The organism is Stenotrophomonas sp. GD03877 (assembly GCF_029840555.1).
GTDB lineage: Bacteria > Pseudomonadota > Gammaproteobacteria > Xanthomonadales > Xanthomonadaceae > Stenotrophomonas > Stenotrophomonas geniculata.
The window spans coordinates 58,713-75,935 of the sequence record NZ_JAOCCT010000005.1 but is presented as its reverse complement, the minus strand read 5'-3'; the positions used below and the strand labels follow the sequence as shown (position 1 = coordinate 75,935).

Sequence of the window (17,223 nt, the reverse complement as noted above, 5' to 3'; positions counted from 1 at the left end):
CCATGCCCCAGCCAATCCAGGCTCCACAGCAGGACGGTACGACGCGCCTCATGCCACCTCAGTTGCGTGAGGCCGAGTTGCAGCCAACCAGCTTCGATAGTGAGGCGCGCACGATCGAACTTCAGTGGACCGCTGGTACCCGTGTGCGGCGCTACGACTGGTGGAACGACACCTACTACTGGGAGGAGCTGGTCGTTGATGAAGCGGCCTGCAACATGGAGCGTCTGTCGTCCGGTGCTGCACCGGTCCTGGACAGCCATAACACTTGGGGCATCGGCTCTCAGATGGGCGTGGTGGATCGCGCCTGGCTCGCTAATGGCGAAGGCCACGCGCTTATTCGCCTCTCCGGTCGCGAGGAGCTGGCCGGCGTCATAGCCGATATCGGAGCTGGGATCATCCGCAACATCTCGGTTGGCTACACAGTGCAGCGCTATGAGATCGAGCGCGCCGTCAACCCCGGCGATCTGCCGATCTACCGCGCGGTGGAGTGGACGCCGAGTGAGATCAGCTTCGTCACTGTGCCGGCCGATCCGGCAGCAGGTACCCGCAGCAATCAACCCGCACAGGGAACCCCCTGTGTATTCACCCGTAGCGCATCGTCGCAGGAGCACACCATGCCTCAGCCCGCCGCCCGCGCCGCCGAACCGGCGGTCCAGCAGGAACCCATCAACAACGCCCCAGCTCCGGCAGCGCCGGCCGCAGCACCGGCACCGGAAGGTGATACGCGTGCAGCCGACATCGTGGAGCTGGCAACCCGCCACGGCCAGACCGAACATGCAGCTGGCTGGATTCGCGCTGGTCACTCGGTCGATCACGTGCGTGGCCTGATCTTGACCACGCTGGAGCAGCGCGACGCCGCTGCTGGCGGCAACATCAACCGTATCAGCGTCACCGAGGACGAGCAGGATCTGCATCGCTCCGCTGTGACGCATGCGCTGCTGCACCGAGCCCAGGTGATCGATCCCGCAACCAAGCGGATCTTCGCGCTCACCGGTGACAATCCGGTGCGCGGCCTGACCCTGATGGACCTGGCCCGTCGTAGCCTGGAGCGTTGCGGTGTTCGCACCGATGGCATGGCGAAGCTGGAGCTGGTGGGCCGCGCGTTTACCCAGAGCGGCAGCGACTTCCCGGTGCTGCTGGAAAACACGATGCACAAGGCACTGCAGGCTGCCTACGCTGTCGCGCCGGACACCTGGTCCCGCTGGTGCGTCACCGGCACGGTCAGCGACTTCCGCGAGCACTCGCGCTACCGCATCGGCAGCATTGGCAACCTCGACAAGCTGACCGATGCCGGCGAGTTCAAGAACAAGAAGATCCCGGACGGCGAGAAGGCAACCATCACCGCCGGCACCAAGGGCAACACCATCAATCTGACCCGCCAGGCGATCATCAACGACGATCTGGGCGCGTTCCTCGGCCTGGCCACGGCCTTCGGTCGTGCCGCAAAGCGGACCATTGAAGCCGACGCGTATGCGTTCCTCGCCAGCAATCCGAAGCTGGATTCCAACAAGACGCTCTTCCACGCCGACCACGGCAACATCCTGGCGGCAGCAGTGCCGAGCGTCACCTCGGTCGACGCGATGCGCGTCCAGCTGGCCCAGCAGAAGGACGTGGGCGGGAACGATGTGCTGGATCTGTCGCCGGCACTCTGGCTCGGTCCGACCAAGTACGGCAGTGCCGCGCGTGTCACCAACAAGGCCGAGTACGACCCGGACGCTGAAGGAAAGCTGCAGCGCCCGAACGCGGTGCAGGGTCTCTTCCGCGACATCGTCGACACAGCGCGCATCAAGGACGACAAGTGGTACCTGTTCGCCGATCCGAACGACTGTCCGGCCATCGAGGTCGCATTCCTTGATGGGATCACCGAACCCTTCCTGGACTACGAGGAAGGCTTCACCGTCGACGGTGTGCGCTGGAAGGCCCGCCTCGATTTCGGCATTGCCGCCCTCGACTATCGCGGCGTGCAGCGCTGCGGCTGATCCCCAACTGGAGCACTGAGACATGGCACAGAACTTCGTATCCGATGGGGACGTGATCCCCTGGACCAACACCACCGAACAGCAGGTTGCATCGGGTCAGGCGGTTGTCGTCGGTCATCAGCTGGGGGTTGCCCTGGTCAACATCGCCGCCGGCGCGACGGGCAGCGTAGCCCTGGGCGGCGTGTTCACGCTGCCGAAGGTGCCTACGGCGGTCTTCGAGCAGGGTGAAAAGCTGGTGTGGAGCGCAAGCGCCAAGGCAGTCGACGGTAGTTCCGCGACCGCCGTGGCCGGCGACATCACCGGCGCGGCGTTTGCCTGGGCTGCCGGTTCCACCGGGCAGACGACCGCCGAAGTCCGTCTTTCGCCCGGCAACGCGACCAAGGCGTAATCGACAGGCCGGCACCGCTCACAGATGCCCGGGTGGCGTGAGCGGTGCCGGTTCTTCCACAGCGACATCGGGGAATCGCATGGGCACCACCAGCACGCCGCGCGGCGTACGCAACAACAATCCTGGCAACATCGACCGCACCAGCACGCCGTGGCAGGGTGAGGATCGCTCCGTCGCCGCTATCGCGCGCGAGCAGCGCTTCTGCGTGTTCCTGACACCGCAGGCCGGGTTCCGCGCCCTGGCGAAGACTCTGCTCACCTACCAGCGCAAGCACGGCCTGCGCACCGTGAAAGAGATCATCGGGCGCTGGGCGCCTCCGGTGGAGAACGATACTGGCGCCTACGTCCGGCAGGTAGCCACCGCAGTAGGTGTGTCGCCGTCCGAAGTCATCCGCCTGGACAACCCGGTGACATTGGGGCGCCTCGCGACCGCCATCGCAAAGCATGAGAACGGTGGCATGTACTGGAACGCCGACGTGGTTGCGGCAGGTATCGCCGAGGCGTTGAAGTGACCGGGGGCGTCGACGGGAATGGGGCTCCTTGGTGGCTGGCCGCCAGCGCAGTCGCGCTGTGGCTGCTCCGGGAAACGTGGGGTGCGGTTCTTGCGCGCCGCAAAGAGCGCACCGAAACCGACGCCAACGTAGATCTGCTCAACGGGCTCGTTAAGCGGGTGAAGTCGTTGGAGACCTCCCAGGCGGAGGTGGTCAAGCAGTACAACGAAGAGGTTCGCTTGCGCATGAAGGCGCAAGAGGATGCTCATCGGCTGAGGCTTCGCGTCATCTCGCTGGAGTCCGCGCTCAAGCAGTTGGGAGTGGTCGTCCCTCCCGTCGAGGAGCCTGTGGCATGAATCGGGTGCTTTTGGCGCTGCTGCTTGGCTTGAGCGTCCTGGCCATCTGGCAAAGGGGTTCGGTTGCCCAAGCGCACCGGGCTGCCGACATCGCCTCCGCTGCCCGAGACAAGGCTCGCGATGAGCGTGATGCCGCCATGACGGCACTGGCCGAGGCGAATGACGTGCTTGCAGCGGAACGCGCAAGCGCTCAAGCAGCCAATCATCTGGCTGCCACATATGAAAAGGAAAAGGACGATGCTCAAAAAGCCTCTGATCGCCTTATCGCTGATCTTCGCGCTGGCAACCAGCGCCTGCACCAGCGCTGGCAAGCGACCGTCGCCACCGCCGAGCTGTCCGCAGCCGCCGCTGCCGCCAGCCAGCCTGATGGTCGAGCCGACGACCGAATTGAGAGTGCGGGCCGAGCTGTTGGCGCCGCAGCCCAGTGCGACGCACAAGTGAGGGGGCTTCAGGCTTATGCACTGCTGTGCTCGGGAGGTAGTCGATGAACGAGCTGGATTTCCTGCGTGACATGGATGCGACCATCCACGGCGCATTTTCCCTAGCCGGCATGGTCTCGACTTCGAAGGTGACGTCGGAGAAGAGCGGAACCGTGACCGATGGCGTGCGGGTCTACGTCGACCGCGATGTGGAGACCATCGGTGAGCTGCGCCAGTTCGTCTCCGGGCGCGTGGAAGTCTCATACCTGCGAGCTGATATCGAGGTGGAGCAGGGCGACCGCGTCGAGGTCGCTGGCGAAGTCTTCGTGAACATGAAGAAACTCAGTGACGACGGCTCCCGCAGCCGGTGGCTGGTGCGTCGTGGCTGAGCGGCCCGAACCTCTTTCCTGGCAGTTGGTCGAGTTCTTGCGCGGTCGAGTGCAGATGATCCGAGCCAGCGCCGGATTCCTCACCGACATAGGCGCGGGACTGATCGTGGTCGACGATGCCGAGCTGGATGAGGAGCAGTCGGGACCAGCCACGCTCATTTCGGTCCAACAGCTGTCGCGCACCGGCGGTGGGTCTGCCCAGGTCAACTCCGACGCCTCGGTCACGATTGAGTTTGAGGTGCCGCGAGAGAGCGGTGCGGTGAACCCTCGGCTGCTCGTGCACCGCGCCAGGTACGACCTGATTCGCGTGTTGACCTTCAACGACAAGCAGCTGCCCAAGGGCATTACCAAGTTTGAGTTGCTTCAAAGCCAGATGGCAACCCTGGAAGACGACGCAGGGCATTCCGCCGTCGTCGCTCAGATCACCGCGCGGGCTGGTCTGACCGAGACCTTTGAGCCCGTCCCTAACCTGTAGGAGCAGCACCACCATGGCACAGCCCAAAGTCCGCAAGTTCGCAGGCGATCTGCGTTTCTGGGAGCACGGCGCGAACGGCGCCCGTATTCCCGTCATCCCGGAGCCGGCCGACAAGTTCGGCAACCAGCCGCTGGAGCAGTCGTCGCTGACGTTCAGCTACGAAGCCGGCGACTCGGTGGAGATCAAGAGCAAACGCCGCGACGCGCGCTATCAGCAGATCATCCACAAGGATTCCAACCCTGGTGTCACCAGCGTCTCGATCACCTCGCTGGAAGTGCCGCCGGCCATCCTGGCCCGCATGCTGTACGGCACGCTGGTGGCCACCCAGGTCGCCGCCGGCACCGCGACGGACGTTTCCGTGACTGTGGCTAGCGTGGACACGCCGGTGAAGCTGCCGCACAACTTCCTTCTGGCCGATACCGAGCCGGCATTTAAGAAGGGCGCGGTCGACCTGGTCAAGGGCACGGATTACACCCTCGACTCGGCGCATGGCCTGCTGATTCCGAAGTCCGGCGGACAACTGCAGGCTGGCGATACCGTCGTGGCGAACTACAAGTACGACGCATATCTGGAAACCGCCATCAGCGGCGGCACCACGCCGAGCAAGTCCTTCCAGATCCTGGGCGACATGCAGGACCGCATCAGCGGCGACGAAGGCCTGCTGACTATCCCGAACGTCGACCTGACCGTTGATGGCGACGTGGACTGGTTCAGCGATGAGCCGATTCAGGTGACCCTGACCGGCCCGGTGATCTTCCAGGCCGGCGAGGCCGATCTCTACACCTTCAAGATCGCCGCGCAGTCGGCGGGCTGAGCGTGCCGGTGACCCCGGCGAGGGGAGGGCGCCGGAAGGGCGCCCTCCCGGTCTGAAACTGGAAGGGCACAGTGGCGTCCAATCGCAACAACAACCTGCTCAAGTACTACGTCAGCGGCCGGCGGGCAAAAGGCTTCCATGGCCTGACCGACCTGGCTGGCGAGGTGCTGAACCGCTACGACCTGTCTGTGCAGCGTGCCTTTGTTGGCCTGCAGCGCCGGGCCGGGCCGGCTACTGCGCAGGAGGTCCGTGCCTCTTACAACATCCGCGCCTCTGCGCTTCGTGGGAAGTATCGAGTTGAAACGGGCGAGCGCGGCTACAGCACCGGTAAGCGAGGCAGGGATGACTTCCTTTCGATTTGGGCCAGCACGCGGCAGATCTCGCTGATCGAGTTCGGTGGTCGCTGGGCCGGTCGCAGATCCCGAGGTGCCACGGCCGGCATTGGCGTGGGCGAGTCGAAGACCTACGACGGCGCCTTCATCGCCACGATCAAAGGCCGAAGGGCCATCCGTGTGCGCAGCTGGGATCGGGCGCAGCAGAAGCGCTACGGTCGCGGCCCGGTTCGCATCCTCCGAGGGCCCAGTCCGTTCGAGATGCTCTCGGGTGCTGATGGCAACAGCCGCGCCCTGGAGGCCCGTCGCCGGCTGATCGAGCGCTTCCACACAACCTACCTGACAGAACTGCGCCGCCAGTGGCGCGTTAACGGAAGCTCCAATGGCTGATCGGCTGGAAGAAGCAATTCGGGTCGTCATCGAGACTCAGGGCCGCGAGGGTGTGGACGAACTGCGCGCGGCGTTCGGCGACCTGGGGGACGTGTCGGTCGAGACCGCAGGCAAGGCGACGAAGCTGCTCGACTCGCTCACCGGGCTGAACGAGGCGGCGGCGAAAGCGGATGCCTTCGACGGCATGCTGGCCGATCTCGCGGAGCTGGAAAAGCAGTTTGATGACAATCAGAAGGCCGCGCTGGCGCTCAGCCTCGGGATCGGGGAGATGGAGAAGCCCTCCCGCGAGGTACTGGCAGCCCAGCGGGATCTTCGTAAGGAAGGCGAGCGCCTGAAAAAGGCGCTCAACGAGCAATGGGACGCCGTAGGCAAAGCCGACGACGAGCTTTCTTCGCTCGGCGTCAACACCGCGAACCTGGCCGATCACCAGCAGCGCCTGCGTATCGAGGCGACCCGCAGCGCGGGAGCGCTCACTGAGCAGGCCCGGGCCGCTGCGGCAGAGGCCGAGGCGGGGCGGCGGCGCAAGCAGCAGATCGAGGAGGGCGAGGCTGCCTTCCGCAAGCAGGCTAACACCAGCAAGGCGGCCGCGAAGTCGTTGGCTGAGTACAGGGAGCGCGCCGCTGATGCCGCCGCCGGCAGCGGCGACCTGGCAAACGCCACGGAGAGCACGGTCAGCTGGTTCGGCAAGCTCAAGGCGGTCGCCGCTGGTGCGATCGCGTTCGTCGGCCTGAACCGAGTGGTTGATGGCATCAAGGCCATCGTGAAGGAGGGTAGCGACGCTGAGCAGGAACTGGCTCAGCTGGAAGCGGCCTTGCACGCTACGGGGCGCACCAGTGAGTTCACCGCGCAAAGTCTGGCCGCCATGCGCCAGCAGCTGCAGAGTGGGCTGTTTGACGATGGGCAGATCAGCGCCGCCCAGGTGCGTCTGCTGTCCTACACCAACATCGTGGGCGAGCAGTTCCCGGCAGCGATGCAGATCACCATCGACCAGGCCCAGCGGCTGGGTATGTCGCTGGAGCAGTCTGCCGAGGTCGTAGGCAAGGCTCTGCAGACGCCGTCGAAGGCAATGGAGAGCCTGAGCAAGCAAGGCTTCACGCTGGATGACAGCCAGAAGTCGCTGATCAAGAGTCTGGAAGCGACCGGCCAGGTGGCTAAGGCTCAGGCGATCATTCTCGACCTGCTGGCCGAGTCGTATGGTGGTGCGGCTGCAGCGGCCAAGGTGGGCACCATCGCCGGCCTGTGGAAGACCGCCACCGATCGCTTCAAGGATTGGAAGCAGGAGGTCGCAGATCAGGGGGTGCTGACCTACTTCAAGGAACAGCTCACCACCCTGCTGACCACGCTGGATCGATTGGCCGCCGATGGCAGCCTATCGCGCTGGGCCAAGCAGACCGCCCAGGCCATCATCACCATGGCCGAGGCGGTGAAGGGCACGACGCAGTGGGTTGTGGACCACGCTCGCGTGATCGGCCTGATGGCTGCCGCATACGCGCAGTTCAAGATCGTGGGGGCCCTGATTCAGCTGAACGCATGGCGCGCCGCGCTGATCGCGACGACGAACGCGCAAATTGCCAACAATGCGGCGGTCGCCAGCGGCAGCCGGGGCATCGGCCGGTTCGGAGCGTTGCTGCGCGGATTGCCGAAGGCAGTCCCCATTACTGTCGCCGTCCTGGGGCTCGAAGCGGCGATGGGCGGTCTGGATGTCCTCAAGACCGTGGCGCAGGACATTTGGAAGCAGCACGACCCGGCGCTGAGGCGTGCCGGTGAAGCGCAGCGCGCTTACATCAGCCAGGTCCGCGATTCGGCGCTGCAACTGCGTGAACAGGCAGTGTCCTTCGTTGCATACCGTGACGTGGTTATCAAGTCAGCCGAGGAAGTCGCCAAGCTGGGCGAGGCGGAGCGGCAGGCTTACGAGAAGCGCCTGTCCGGTCTGGAGCAGTACCTCACGGCGCAGGAAGGCTTCCTGCTGATGCAGCAGAAGGCCGGCGTCGCGACGGCTGAGCAGCTGCAGCAGCTGGGCCAGGTCACACAGAAGTTGCTGGAGGTGTCGACGGGCTTTGCGGCGCTCCGGAGTGGCGTCCAGACTGCTGCGGACGCGCTGACGAACGGCATCGGCCCGGCAGCACAGCTTGTGGTGCAGCAGTTGGCGGGGATCGACGGGAACGCCAAGCTCGCGAAGGAATCGATCGGCAAGGTGTTCGAGGGGCTCAACTTTGCGGACACGGCGAGCCTGGAGGCGGTCGGAGCGGCGTTGGGCTACATCGCCTCCCAAGGCGCTGCCGCAGAGCGCAATGTGCGCGATGGGTTGCTGGAGACGCTGAAGAAGCTCTCCGGGGAGGAGCTGCTCCGCTTCCAGGCATCGGCCCAATCGGCGTTTGAGGCAATGCCGCAAGGCGCCACCAATGCCGCCGCCGTGCTGCAGACCACGCTTGTTACTGCGATGGAGCGGCTTGGTGTTTCCGCATCGCGCATGGGCGTCAGCTTCAGCGCTGGTGGTAAGGATGCGATCGCCGCTTTCGGTGCGGTGGCTGAGAGCGCGATCGCGACCGGCGTCCAAATCGAGACGGCCTTCAAGGCAGCGCTTGGCAAGGTCGCGACGCTGGACGAAGCACGCACACTGGGCGCGCTGCTGGAATCGGCAGGGCGGCAGGGTAAGGTCGGCTTCGATGCGGCCGCACGTTCGGCCGCCGCGCTGAACGCTCGCATTCGCGAGATTCAGGTTGCCATTGACCCGCTGGCTGACGAGTTTGCCAGGCTTGGCATCCAGTCCCAGGCGTCGCTCAATGCAACGCGCGACGCCGCCAAGAGCGCCTTCGAAGCGATCCGAGACGGCGCGGCGCGCGGCAAGGCCTCTGTGGAAGACGTTCGTCGCGCCTTCCGTGCATATGCGGACGCAACCCGTGCTGCAGCCGCAGACAGTGACCAGTGGCGCCGGGACAACGTCGACAGCCAGCTCGCGGTTCAGGAGTCGATCTACGACACCGAGCGCAGCATGCAGCGGCTGGGCGACGTGAGCGACGTGGCAATGCGGCAGCTGCAGGACGGTGCCAGCCGCAGCCGCGAGCGGCTGGAGGAGGTGCGCGAGAGCGCGGGAGGTGCGGCGGACCAGGTTGACCGGGTAGGGAGTAGCTCCGAACGAATGGGCAAGCAGATGGGGCAGGCCGGGGCCGCTGCGCAAGGAATGGCGTTCAGCATTGGCGAGGTCTCCGAATCGGCGTTGCAGGCGATGCGCAAGCTCAGCGGCCCCAACCCGCTTGTGCAGTTTGCCAATGCACTGAACCGCGTTACTGACCAGCGCAAGAAGTTGGCGGAGTACAAGGCCGAGCTTCAGGCGACGACCGAGGCGGAGGATGAGCTTTCCAAGGCAGCGAAGGAGCGACTGGCCGGCCAGTTCGACTACGTGGGCAAGGGTGAAATCGCAGAGGTGGCGCAGCTGGAGGCCCAGGTCATGCGGCAGCGGCAGCAGCGAGACCAGGAGGCCGCCGCTGCACTCGCCGAGCGCCGCAAGCAGGCCGATGCTGAGGCAGAGGCGCAGGCGAGGGCAGACGCCGCTCGTATCGGCAGCAACGGCAGCAATGAGCAGGTCATTGTCATTGACTGGAAGTTGCCTTCGAAGGAAGTGGTGGCCGGTGCCACCGCAGCCGAGGTGCAGCAAGCACAGCGCCTCGCAGGCCTCGTCGCTCCGCTGGTCCTACGCCAGGTTCAGCAAAGCAGGGCCGTTTCCGTGCGAGGGCGTAGCTGATGACCCGCATTGTTCTTGCCGGAATCGAACTGCCGGCGGACCTTCAATGGACCGATGAGTTCACGGCCTGGAAGGTTGGGCAGCAGGCGCGCACAAGCCTGACGGGTGCCTTGGTCGTCCAAGAGTCTGCGCGACAGGCCGGGCGGCCGATCACGCTTCAGACCACCCGGGACGGTACTGCCTACGTCGGCGTCGTCAGTCTTCCTGTTCTACGGGCGCTGCAGGCCAGTGAGAGCGAGGCTCGCCTGGCGCCGCTGGATCTGGTCATGCCGGCCCACAACAGCGGCGAGCGGTCATTCCAGGTGCGGTGGCGCCGCACGGATGGGCCGGCCATCGAAGTCGATCCCACCCGCTTTGCTGTCCCCGCGCTTGATGCGGACCTCTTCTCCATCACCCTTCGCCTCATGACGGTGTAATCCATGACGATTCTTGCTACCGATATCAAGCTGCGACAGTCGCAGCGCTTGACAGATAACCCTGACGGCGGTGGCCGCATGGTTCAGACCGAAATCATTGATGGGGCGATGAACAACCTCTTTCCGGATATCGGTGATGAGGAGCGGACCACTGGCCGAACCACCCTCCGCAAGATGTTTGTGCATGTGGATACACCGGCGCCAGACGTGCTGAAGGATGCGATCGCGGTGCTGATTGATCCTCCGGCAGACCCGCGCGTGACCGTCACGATGTTTGCCACCGGCTCCTACAGTGACGTGCGCCTCGACGCTAAGAACCGCGTCGAGAGCTACATCACGCGAGGCACAGAGTCCCGCTTTGTCCTGCTGGGGAACCACTTCAGCGGCCAGATGACTATCCAGGTCTACGCGATGAAGGACGCGCCGAGCCCCGACATCAATGACAACTTCTCGCTGCTGACCCTCGCCAGCTCCGAGCATGAACCGGCCGAGCAGTACGTGCGGGTCAAAGGCGTGCTTTCCCGTACGACACGGACTTTTACCGATGACCAAGGGGCATTTGAGCGGGATGTCTTGGTGATCGAGCTGGTGAACGCGTTGCTGCGCGATTTCTACGGCCAGGAGGTGGTGCGGTACTCGGCCACCAAGCCCGCGACCAGGATCTACGAGACCAACGTGGTGGAGGCGACCAGCTATCACAGCGTCAAACGCCTCACCGCCGCTGGGAAGCCTGGCGATCTCGCTGTGCAAGTCGATACCCCGTACGTGTCCATTGTTCCTACCTCCACGGCCGAAACTCCGGTCAGTGACGTGCTGGCCGGCATGGGCACCATCAGCCAGGTCCCGTCCGGCCCTGCCGGCAGCCTCGGCCAGACCTTCAGTGCCAGCTTTGCTGCTGGCGTGCCGGTCAGCCGATACCTCGGTACTGGGTTGGTGGTGGGCGCAGTAAGGGTGGTTGCAGGCAGCGTCGAACTCACCGACGACGGTACTGGCGGGCTCGCTTCCGCCGTGGCGACGCCCTGGAGCGGTACGGTCGACTATCAGAGCGGGGTCGTAGCGTTGACCCACGCGAGCGGCGTCGGCAGTACCAGTGTCAGCATCACCGCGTCCCCGGCGGGCTCCATCCCCATGCAGGGCTTCACAGACGAGATTGAGGTGACGCAGAACAACCAGGGGATGGTCTGGCTGTTCCAGCTGACCCCGCTGCCGGCCCCGGGTACGGTGGTGGTCGACTACCGCGCCCTGGGCCGTTGGATCAGGCTCACCGACAACGGCCGCGGCCGCCTGCTCGGCAAGCCAGGTCAAGGCACCGGAACCATCAACTACCAGACCGGCTCTGTCGTGGTAACCGCAGGCGCGCTGCCGGATCTGAAGAGCAGCATCATCTCCAACTGGGGCACTCCAATCATCGCGGAAGCCAGGGTCGGCGATACTGCAATCCTGCCGCCGGCGCTCCGCTTTGTGCTGGGGGAGGGCTCGGCGGTTCCCGGGACGGTGCAGCTGACGCTGCGAGTGGGCGGCGCCAATGTGGCGGTCACCGACAACGGGAACGGCGGCTTGCTGATCGGCGGGCAGGTCCGTGGACAGATCAGCTACTCGACCGGCGAGATCTCGCTCCGACCGCTGAATCTGCCTGATGCGGATAGCCAGCTCTCGATTAATTATGACTGGGGGCAGCCGCTCCACGCAGCGCCGCAGCCTGTTCCGGACTCGGCCGGGATCGTCTCGTTCACCCTGCCGCAGGGACCGGTGAGGCAGGGCACAGTGATTCTCGACTGGCTTGTGAGTGTGCGGCGCGATCGCGATGACCTGTCGTCGGCCCCTCAGGCGATGCGGGTCATCGCTAAGGATGATGGCGCAGGCAACCTGGTGGGCGTTTCGGTTGGGGACACGGCCTTCAGCACCGTGCTCGGCGCCGTGAATTACAGCACGGGCGCGGTCTCGCTGCAGGCGGGAAAGTTCATGGTCCGTCAGGTTTCCTACCCGGTGTACGAGATCCGCTCCGGGCGTCTGAAGGTGGTTGGCTACGAGCGGCTGGACGTGCTGGCGCAGTTCTCCGCCGGCAGTATCGTTTCAGCCGGTTGGATGCTCGCCGGCGAGGCCGCCCAGTCCGCGCAGGAGGTCATGCCGCTGCCTGCGGTCCAGCTGCAGCTCACTCCGACCATCAGTGACAGCATCGTTCCGGGCAGCGTCCGCTTCGCATTCCGTGGGCGCACCTACGTTGACCGTAGCGGCGGGCTGTATCACTCCATCGATCCCACCACTGGTTCGGGCATCTACGCAGGGACGATCGACTACGCCGCAGGTGTGGTGAATCTGGTGCAGTGGCTGGCAGGCGGCGAGAACACTGTCCAGATCCAATCGCTGCTGACACGCATCGCCGATCCGGGCGTGGCGGTCAGCTTCTTCCGTGCGCCCGGTTCACCGCTGCGGCCAGGCATGTTCACTCTGCGCGCGACCCGCATCGACGGTGAGCTGCTCACGGTGACTGCGGACATCAACGGTGTGCTGTCAGCTGCGGAAATTCGTGGCAAGGTCGATTGGGAAAGTGGTGTGGTCAAGGTTCAGTTCGGCCAGCTGGTGCCCGTGGCCGGGAATGAAGGCAAGCCCTGGTTTGATCCCGATCAGGTTGAGGGGGATCAGGTCTGGAGGCCGACCCTCGTGCTGCCGGGCACGATCTATATGGGCGCGGTCGTGTATCGATCGATTCCGCTGTCGGAGGTAGTGATCGGCTTGTCGTCAGTGCGTCTGCCCAGCGACGGCCGTGCGCCGGCGTTCAAGCCGGGGCAGACCGTGCTGATCCACCACACGGCCAAGCACGTGGTGCCATCGCCGCAAGCGGGACAGCTGGTCGCCTTTGGTCGCGGCAGGATTGCAGGCATCGAAGTACGCGACGCGGATGGGCGTCCGGTCGACGCCGCCTGGTTCACGGCGGATCTGGACGTTGGCAACCTGCGCTTCAGCGACCCGCTGAACTTGGCTGCATACGCGCTACCGCTGACGATCAGCGAGCGCGTCGAGGACCGGCGCCTTGTGGTTCAGCCCCAGATCACCGGCGAAATCGAGATCAACACCTCCCTGACGCACGACTATCCCGTGGGGGAGGCGATGATCAGCACCGCACTGCGCTTGGGCGAGGCCAACGGGTCGCTGGACCTGCAGGCGCGTGTGGTGAGTCTGTTCGACCAGGCTGCATGGACCAACGTGTGGGCCGATTCCCCGAGCGGCAGTGTTGCGCCCGGAACCTACAACGACACGGACTATCCGCTCGCTGTGACGAACAAGGATGCGATCACTGAGCGTTGGGCGGTGCGGTTTACCAGTGCAACCCAGTTTGAGGTGATCGGCGAGACGGTCGGCACGATCTCTGCAGGAAACACCACTACGGATCTTGCGCCCATCAATCCTCGCACCGGGCAACCGTACTTCGTGATGAAGAAGGAGGGTTGGGGAACTGGGTGGTCTACGAACAACGTCGTTCGCTTTAACACCGTGGGTGGTTTGGCGCCCGTATGGATGATGCGCACGACGTTGCCCGGCACGCCGGAGGGCGCGACCGACTCCACCCGTTTCCAGGTCATTGGCAACATTCCAGGTGAGTAACCATCTATGAGTCTTGTACCAACCGTTTACGAAAGCACCGATCCGGGCGCGCCGCAGCTTACCGGTCAGGTCGGCAGTCTGACTGCGCTGTTAGATGCCGTGCTGGTCGATGGCTATGGGGTCGGGGCAGAGCGCAAGAGTGGGGCCGGCTGGAGCCGTGTCTTTAGTGCCGCGAATGTTCGGGCTTACCGGGGCAGTTTGACCACCGGTAGTGGCTACTACCTGCAGGTCGATGACACGGCGTCTGTTGGCAACGCCAGGCATGGATGGGCTAGGGGATACGAAGCAATGACTTCCGCACTGGCCGGAAGCAATCCCGTTCCAACTATTGCTCATCGTGCAAATGGCATCCTGCTACCAAAATCTACAACTCTTGACTCCGTTGCAAGGCGTTGGAGAGTGATCGCGAACGAGCGGTTCGTGTACTTGTTCGTTGACACCAGAGGCGCCGGAAGCCTGTTCTGCTGGTTTGCCGGCGATTGCATCAGTTACAAACCGGGTGACGCGCACATTTTCGTTGTTTCTTGTGTGAATACGAGCTCATGGACGGGTGGCTATTCGGATAATGCTTATCTGCTGACTTGGCTTCGTTATGACTACGCACCAGATCCGGCATCGTGCAGCTTGTTTATCGCCAGGGCTCATACCGGTGCTGTCGGGGCTGTTCCGTGCGTACACTTCGGCGCGCTGCAGCCAGGGACGATGTTTGGCGGAACCGGCGGCGGCGCGTATCCAAGTGGCATCAATCAGGGGCTGGTCTATGAGCCCGCGCGTTTTACGAGCATCGCCTACGGTCCGCGCGGTGAACTCCCTGGCTTGCTAGCGCCCATGCAGAACATCGCTGGGACAGATTATCTGCTGGATGGGCAGATCATCGAGGGTCTCAATGGTGAAGTGACGGACCGCGTCATGGCGGTGCGGACGAATCGTGCATGCAACATTGACACGGGGACTACTTGGCGAGGCGCGGTGCTGATTCGTATCAGCGGGGGCTGGGGGGAATGAATGCTCTGGGGCTAACGATGCTCGTTTCGAGACCGGTCGACGTCTGTGGGCGTGGAGTAATTGGAGGTATGGGGCCGGATGCTGATGGTGTCGACGGCCGGTTGCGCAAGCTCAATCAGCCGTTTCGCGGCAAAGTGTTGGTAATTGAGCGCAGTACGTTGGTTTGCTGTGCTTCAGTGATGAGCGACGCCAACGGTCAGTGGCTTGTGACCGGGCTCTCGCCGGACTGTCGCTTCATGGTGATCGGTGTCGATACCACCGGTGGCGTGAACTCCGCGATCCAGGATTGGGTTCAGCCCTACGTCGAAAGCTGATGGCCGATCCTACTCCTTTACGCCTGCGGCTTAATCTGGGTCCCTTCGTCGAGGCGGACGCGCGGCGAGCTGGACTCAATCTTGGACTGTACTGGGACGATAACGCTCCGGAGCCGGTCATCCGGGGAATTCGCAGGGCTGCTGCAATGGCTTGGGCGCCGGCGGGGCGGCTAGGCCGGCTGTCTTCGATCCAGTGGCAACGGTCAAGCGCCGTCGATGTGGTTGTCCGTCAGTGGTGGGCTAAGTCGCCTCAAGCCCGGCGAGAGATCTCTGCCCGTTGGGGAATGAGCGGTTTGATCCAAGGAGAGACGGGGTTTGTGTGGCGAACAGGCATGGCCCCGGTTGGTGGCAAGTGGCGGGCGGGGTGGGGCACCCTTCCCCTTGCAAGCCGCCATGCCCTGTACGCGTGGCACTCCTCTATGCGCCGCTTGACACGACTGACCGCGCTGCCTATTCGCTGGCTTGCAGTCGAGGAGAGCTCTCGAGGGTTGCGCTGGGGTAGTCGCCTTCCCCCGGCCAACGCCGCTCGCGCGATAGCGTGGACAAATCCAGTTGCCAGCCGAAGCGCCTTCCGGTTGCCCTGGGGCGCAGCGCGGCGAGTTCCTTGGGGCGTCCGCCCAACGCCTGGCCCGGGGCCCGACCCTGATCCAGATCCCATGTTCCCGCCTGGCAACCGTGTCGGCCTCAATCTCGGTTGCGCCGTGATTGGCGTGCCTGGTCTGGCTCCCCTGAATCTTGGTATCTCGGCGTGCTATGTGGTGCGCCCCCAACGTAGGACCTACGTCGTGATCAATGAGGTTTCATTTGTGCGGCTTCCTGATAGGGTGCCGATCGAGTTGGCCCGCGTCCTTCTCAGTGCGGGCCGTTCGGCTTGGGGCTGGACCTTTGACATCGAGTTGGCCGATGCCGATCAGCTGGGACTGCTCAAGCCCACGGCCTCGGGCCCGCGACAGTTCGAGCTGGTGCTGAACGGCTACGTCTGGACGGGCATCATCGAGAGCTTCCAGAAACAGCGCGAGTTTGCTGGGGGCGGTGTGCGTTTGAGTGGGCGATCAAGGACAGCGTTACTGGCACCGCCTTACGCCCCGACTCGCGTCAAGGCCACGACGGAAGAGCGCAGCATGGCCCAGCTTGTCGCCGAGGAGCTAGCGGACACGGGCTTTGCCAGTAGGTACGACACGGTTGATTGGTTGGTTCCGCCCGGCGCATGGTTCTATGACGCGAACACGCCGCTGGATGCGATCAGTGCGCTCGCAGGCGCGAGCGGCGGGGTTGTGCAGTCCCACCCATCGGATCCGGCGCTTGTCATCCGCGCCAGTTACCCGGCCAGCCCATGGGCGTGGCGGGAGACCATGCCAGACCATGTGCTGCAGGAGGACATCGTGCTGACCGAGAGTCTGCAGATGCGAAGCGCACCGCTCTATGACGCGGTGGTGGTCACGGGTGAGCTGGCGGGAAAGGGTGTCACCTGCAAGGTGCGCAAGGCCGGCGAAGCGGGCCAGCTCTTCGCGCAGCAGGTAAGTAGCCCCTTGATCAACGTCGCTGCTGCCGCAGCTGAGAGGGGGCGCAACATCCTCTGCGATCGCGGTGAGCAGGCGGCGGTGGACCTGACGGTGCCGCTTTTCCCGAGGCCGCTGAAGGCAGGGGAGATCGGGGTGATCTTGCCGCTCGACCTGGTACAGGTGCTGAGTTCTGAAGGAACCTGGCACGGCCAATGCGAGTCGATCCGTATTGAGGTCGTCGTGGATCAACAGGCTGTCGTGATCGAGCAGACAGCAACTTTGGAGAGGCATTTCACCGATGCGGACTGATTTGTGGGATCAATTCGGCGAACTCGTCAGCGGACGGCCGCGATTGTTGGCAACGGTCACTGCACACAATGCAGATGGCACCAGTAGCCTGACAACCTATGACGGCGCGCAGATGCGTGCCTTCGGTCAGCTGCAGCAGCCTATTCCGTACAACGTTTGGGTCAGTGGTGGCCGACTGCTGGAAGCCGCGCCCAATCTCCCGTTGGTAGAAGTAGTCGTCTGACGAAACAGGGCGCTGCCCAGATGCCGGCAAGCATCCAGGCAGCGCCGCAACACAGGTGATCTCAGCACCTGGCATTG

The 17,223-nt window shown here is 64.2% G+C and carries 16 protein-coding genes; all 16 read left to right on the top strand.

What is annotated here, in order from left to right; all coding sequences use genetic code 11:
- Window positions 1–2 precede the first annotated feature (2 nt).
- The 16 genes from N5D20_RS05105 to N5D20_RS05030 all read left to right on the top strand — a co-directional run bounded on the left by N5D20_RS05105 (window position 3) and on the right by N5D20_RS05030 (window position 17,146).
- Entirely contained in the window at window positions 3–1,979 is a 1,977-nt protein-coding gene (locus tag N5D20_RS05105) for a prohead protease/major capsid protein fusion protein (RefSeq protein ID WP_279914205.1), read from the top strand.
- A gap of 22 nt (window positions 1,980–2,001) precedes the next feature.
- A complete protein-coding gene (locus tag N5D20_RS05100; protein WP_049442274.1) occupies window positions 2,002–2,367 on the top strand; it encodes a DUF2190 family protein in 366 nt (121 codons plus the stop codon).
- A 79-nt stretch (window positions 2,368–2,446) separates the two neighbouring features.
- The gene (locus N5D20_RS05095; protein WP_279914204.1) at window positions 2,447–2,878 is read left to right on the top strand and encodes a structural protein P5; all 432 of its coding nucleotides are present in this window, start codon (window positions 2,447–2,449) and stop codon (window positions 2,876–2,878) included.
- On the top strand, window positions 2,875–3,213 hold the full coding sequence (locus N5D20_RS05090; RefSeq protein ID WP_279914203.1) for a hypothetical protein: 339 nt from the start codon (window positions 2,875–2,877) through the stop codon (window positions 3,211–3,213). Before N5D20_RS05095 ends, N5D20_RS05090 begins: the two co-directional genes overlap by 4 nt.
- Complete coding sequence (locus tag N5D20_RS05085; RefSeq protein WP_279914202.1) at window positions 3,210–3,701, top strand: endopeptidase; 492 nt, start codon at window positions 3,210–3,212, stop codon at window positions 3,699–3,701. Before N5D20_RS05090 ends, N5D20_RS05085 begins: the two co-directional genes overlap by 4 nt.
- Complete coding sequence (locus N5D20_RS05080) at window positions 3,698–4,021, top strand: hypothetical protein (RefSeq protein WP_279914201.1); 324 nt, start codon at window positions 3,698–3,700, stop codon at window positions 4,019–4,021. Before N5D20_RS05085 ends, N5D20_RS05080 begins: the two co-directional genes overlap by 4 nt.
- 55 nt (window positions 4,022–4,076) lie before the next feature.
- Window positions 4,077–4,496 carry a hypothetical protein gene (locus N5D20_RS05075; protein ID WP_279914200.1) on the top strand — a complete coding sequence of 140 codons (420 nt, stop codon included), beginning with the start codon at window positions 4,077–4,079 and terminating at the stop codon, window positions 4,494–4,496.
- A gap of 13 nt (window positions 4,497–4,509) precedes the next feature.
- Entirely contained in the window at window positions 4,510–5,310 is an 801-nt protein-coding gene (locus N5D20_RS05070; RefSeq protein WP_279914199.1) for a hypothetical protein, read from the top strand.
- Between the two features lie 71 nt (window positions 5,311–5,381).
- Window positions 5,382–6,032, top strand: a complete 651-nt coding sequence (locus N5D20_RS05065; protein WP_279914198.1) for a hypothetical protein — start codon at window positions 5,382–5,384, stop codon at window positions 6,030–6,032.
- Window positions 6,025–9,774: a Laminin subunit alpha-2 gene (locus N5D20_RS05060; RefSeq protein ID WP_279914197.1), complete on the top strand. Its 3,750-nt coding sequence runs from the start codon at window positions 6,025–6,027 to the stop codon at window positions 9,772–9,774. The genes N5D20_RS05065 and N5D20_RS05060 overlap by 8 nt, the downstream gene beginning before the upstream one ends.
- Window positions 9,774–10,190, top strand: a complete 417-nt coding sequence (locus tag N5D20_RS05055) for a hypothetical protein (protein ID WP_279914196.1) — start codon at window positions 9,774–9,776, stop codon at window positions 10,188–10,190. Before N5D20_RS05060 ends, N5D20_RS05055 begins: the two co-directional genes overlap by 1 nt.
- A gap of 3 nt (window positions 10,191–10,193) precedes the next feature.
- The gene (locus N5D20_RS05050) at window positions 10,194–13,793 is read left to right on the top strand and encodes a hypothetical protein (RefSeq protein WP_279914195.1); all 3,600 of its coding nucleotides are present in this window, start codon (window positions 10,194–10,196) and stop codon (window positions 13,791–13,793) included.
- Between the two features lie 6 nt (window positions 13,794–13,799).
- Entirely contained in the window at window positions 13,800–14,798 is a 999-nt protein-coding gene (locus N5D20_RS05045; RefSeq protein WP_279914194.1) for a hypothetical protein, read from the top strand.
- A gap of 68 nt (window positions 14,799–14,866) precedes the next feature.
- Window positions 14,867–15,112: a hypothetical protein gene (locus N5D20_RS05040; RefSeq protein ID WP_279914193.1), complete on the top strand. Its 246-nt coding sequence runs from the start codon at window positions 14,867–14,869 to the stop codon at window positions 15,110–15,112.
- Window positions 15,113–15,768: 656 nt separating this feature from the next.
- Window positions 15,769–16,923, top strand: a complete 1,155-nt coding sequence (locus N5D20_RS05035) for a hypothetical protein (RefSeq protein WP_279947548.1) — start codon at window positions 15,769–15,771, stop codon at window positions 16,921–16,923.
- Window positions 16,913–17,146, top strand: coding sequence for a hypothetical protein (locus tag N5D20_RS05030; protein ID WP_043402219.1), 234 nt, complete (start codon window positions 16,913–16,915; stop codon window positions 17,144–17,146). The genes N5D20_RS05035 and N5D20_RS05030 overlap by 11 nt, the downstream gene beginning before the upstream one ends.
- Window positions 17,147–17,223 lie beyond the last annotated feature (77 nt).

Bases quoted from the DNA above. Each gene is read 5' to 3' on its own strand.
- N5D20_RS05050 (WP_279914195.1), top strand. From the start codon at position 10,194: ATGACGATTCTTGCTACCGATATCAAGCTGCGACAGTCGCAGCGCTTG.
- N5D20_RS05045 (WP_279914194.1), top strand. From the start codon at position 13,800: ATGAGTCTTGTACCAACCGTTTACGAAAGCACCGATCCGGGCGCGCCG.
- N5D20_RS05030 (WP_043402219.1), top strand. From the start codon at position 16,913: ATGCGGACTGATTTGTGGGATCAATTCGGCGAACTCGTCAGCGGACGG.
- N5D20_RS05035 (WP_279947548.1), top strand. From the start codon at position 15,769: ATGTTCCCGCCTGGCAACCGTGTCGGCCTCAATCTCGGTTGCGCCGTG.
- N5D20_RS05055 (WP_279914196.1), top strand. From the start codon at position 9,774: ATGACCCGCATTGTTCTTGCCGGAATCGAACTGCCGGCGGACCTTCAA.
- N5D20_RS05080 (WP_279914201.1), top strand. From the start codon at position 3,698: ATGAACGAGCTGGATTTCCTGCGTGACATGGATGCGACCATCCACGGC.
- N5D20_RS05100 (WP_049442274.1), top strand. From the start codon at position 2,002: ATGGCACAGAACTTCGTATCCGATGGGGACGTGATCCCCTGGACCAAC.
- N5D20_RS05070 (WP_279914199.1), top strand. From the start codon at position 4,510: ATGGCACAGCCCAAAGTCCGCAAGTTCGCAGGCGATCTGCGTTTCTGG.
- N5D20_RS05075 (WP_279914200.1), top strand. From the start codon at position 4,077: ATGATCCGAGCCAGCGCCGGATTCCTCACCGACATAGGCGCGGGACTG.
- N5D20_RS05085 (WP_279914202.1), top strand. From the start codon at position 3,210: ATGAATCGGGTGCTTTTGGCGCTGCTGCTTGGCTTGAGCGTCCTGGCC.
- N5D20_RS05060 (WP_279914197.1), top strand. From the start codon at position 6,025: ATGGCTGATCGGCTGGAAGAAGCAATTCGGGTCGTCATCGAGACTCAG.
- N5D20_RS05040 (WP_279914193.1), top strand. From the start codon at position 14,867: ATGGGGCCGGATGCTGATGGTGTCGACGGCCGGTTGCGCAAGCTCAAT.
- N5D20_RS05105 (WP_279914205.1), top strand. From the start codon at position 3: ATGCCCCAGCCAATCCAGGCTCCACAGCAGGACGGTACGACGCGCCTC.
- N5D20_RS05095 (WP_279914204.1), top strand. From the start codon at position 2,447: ATGGGCACCACCAGCACGCCGCGCGGCGTACGCAACAACAATCCTGGC.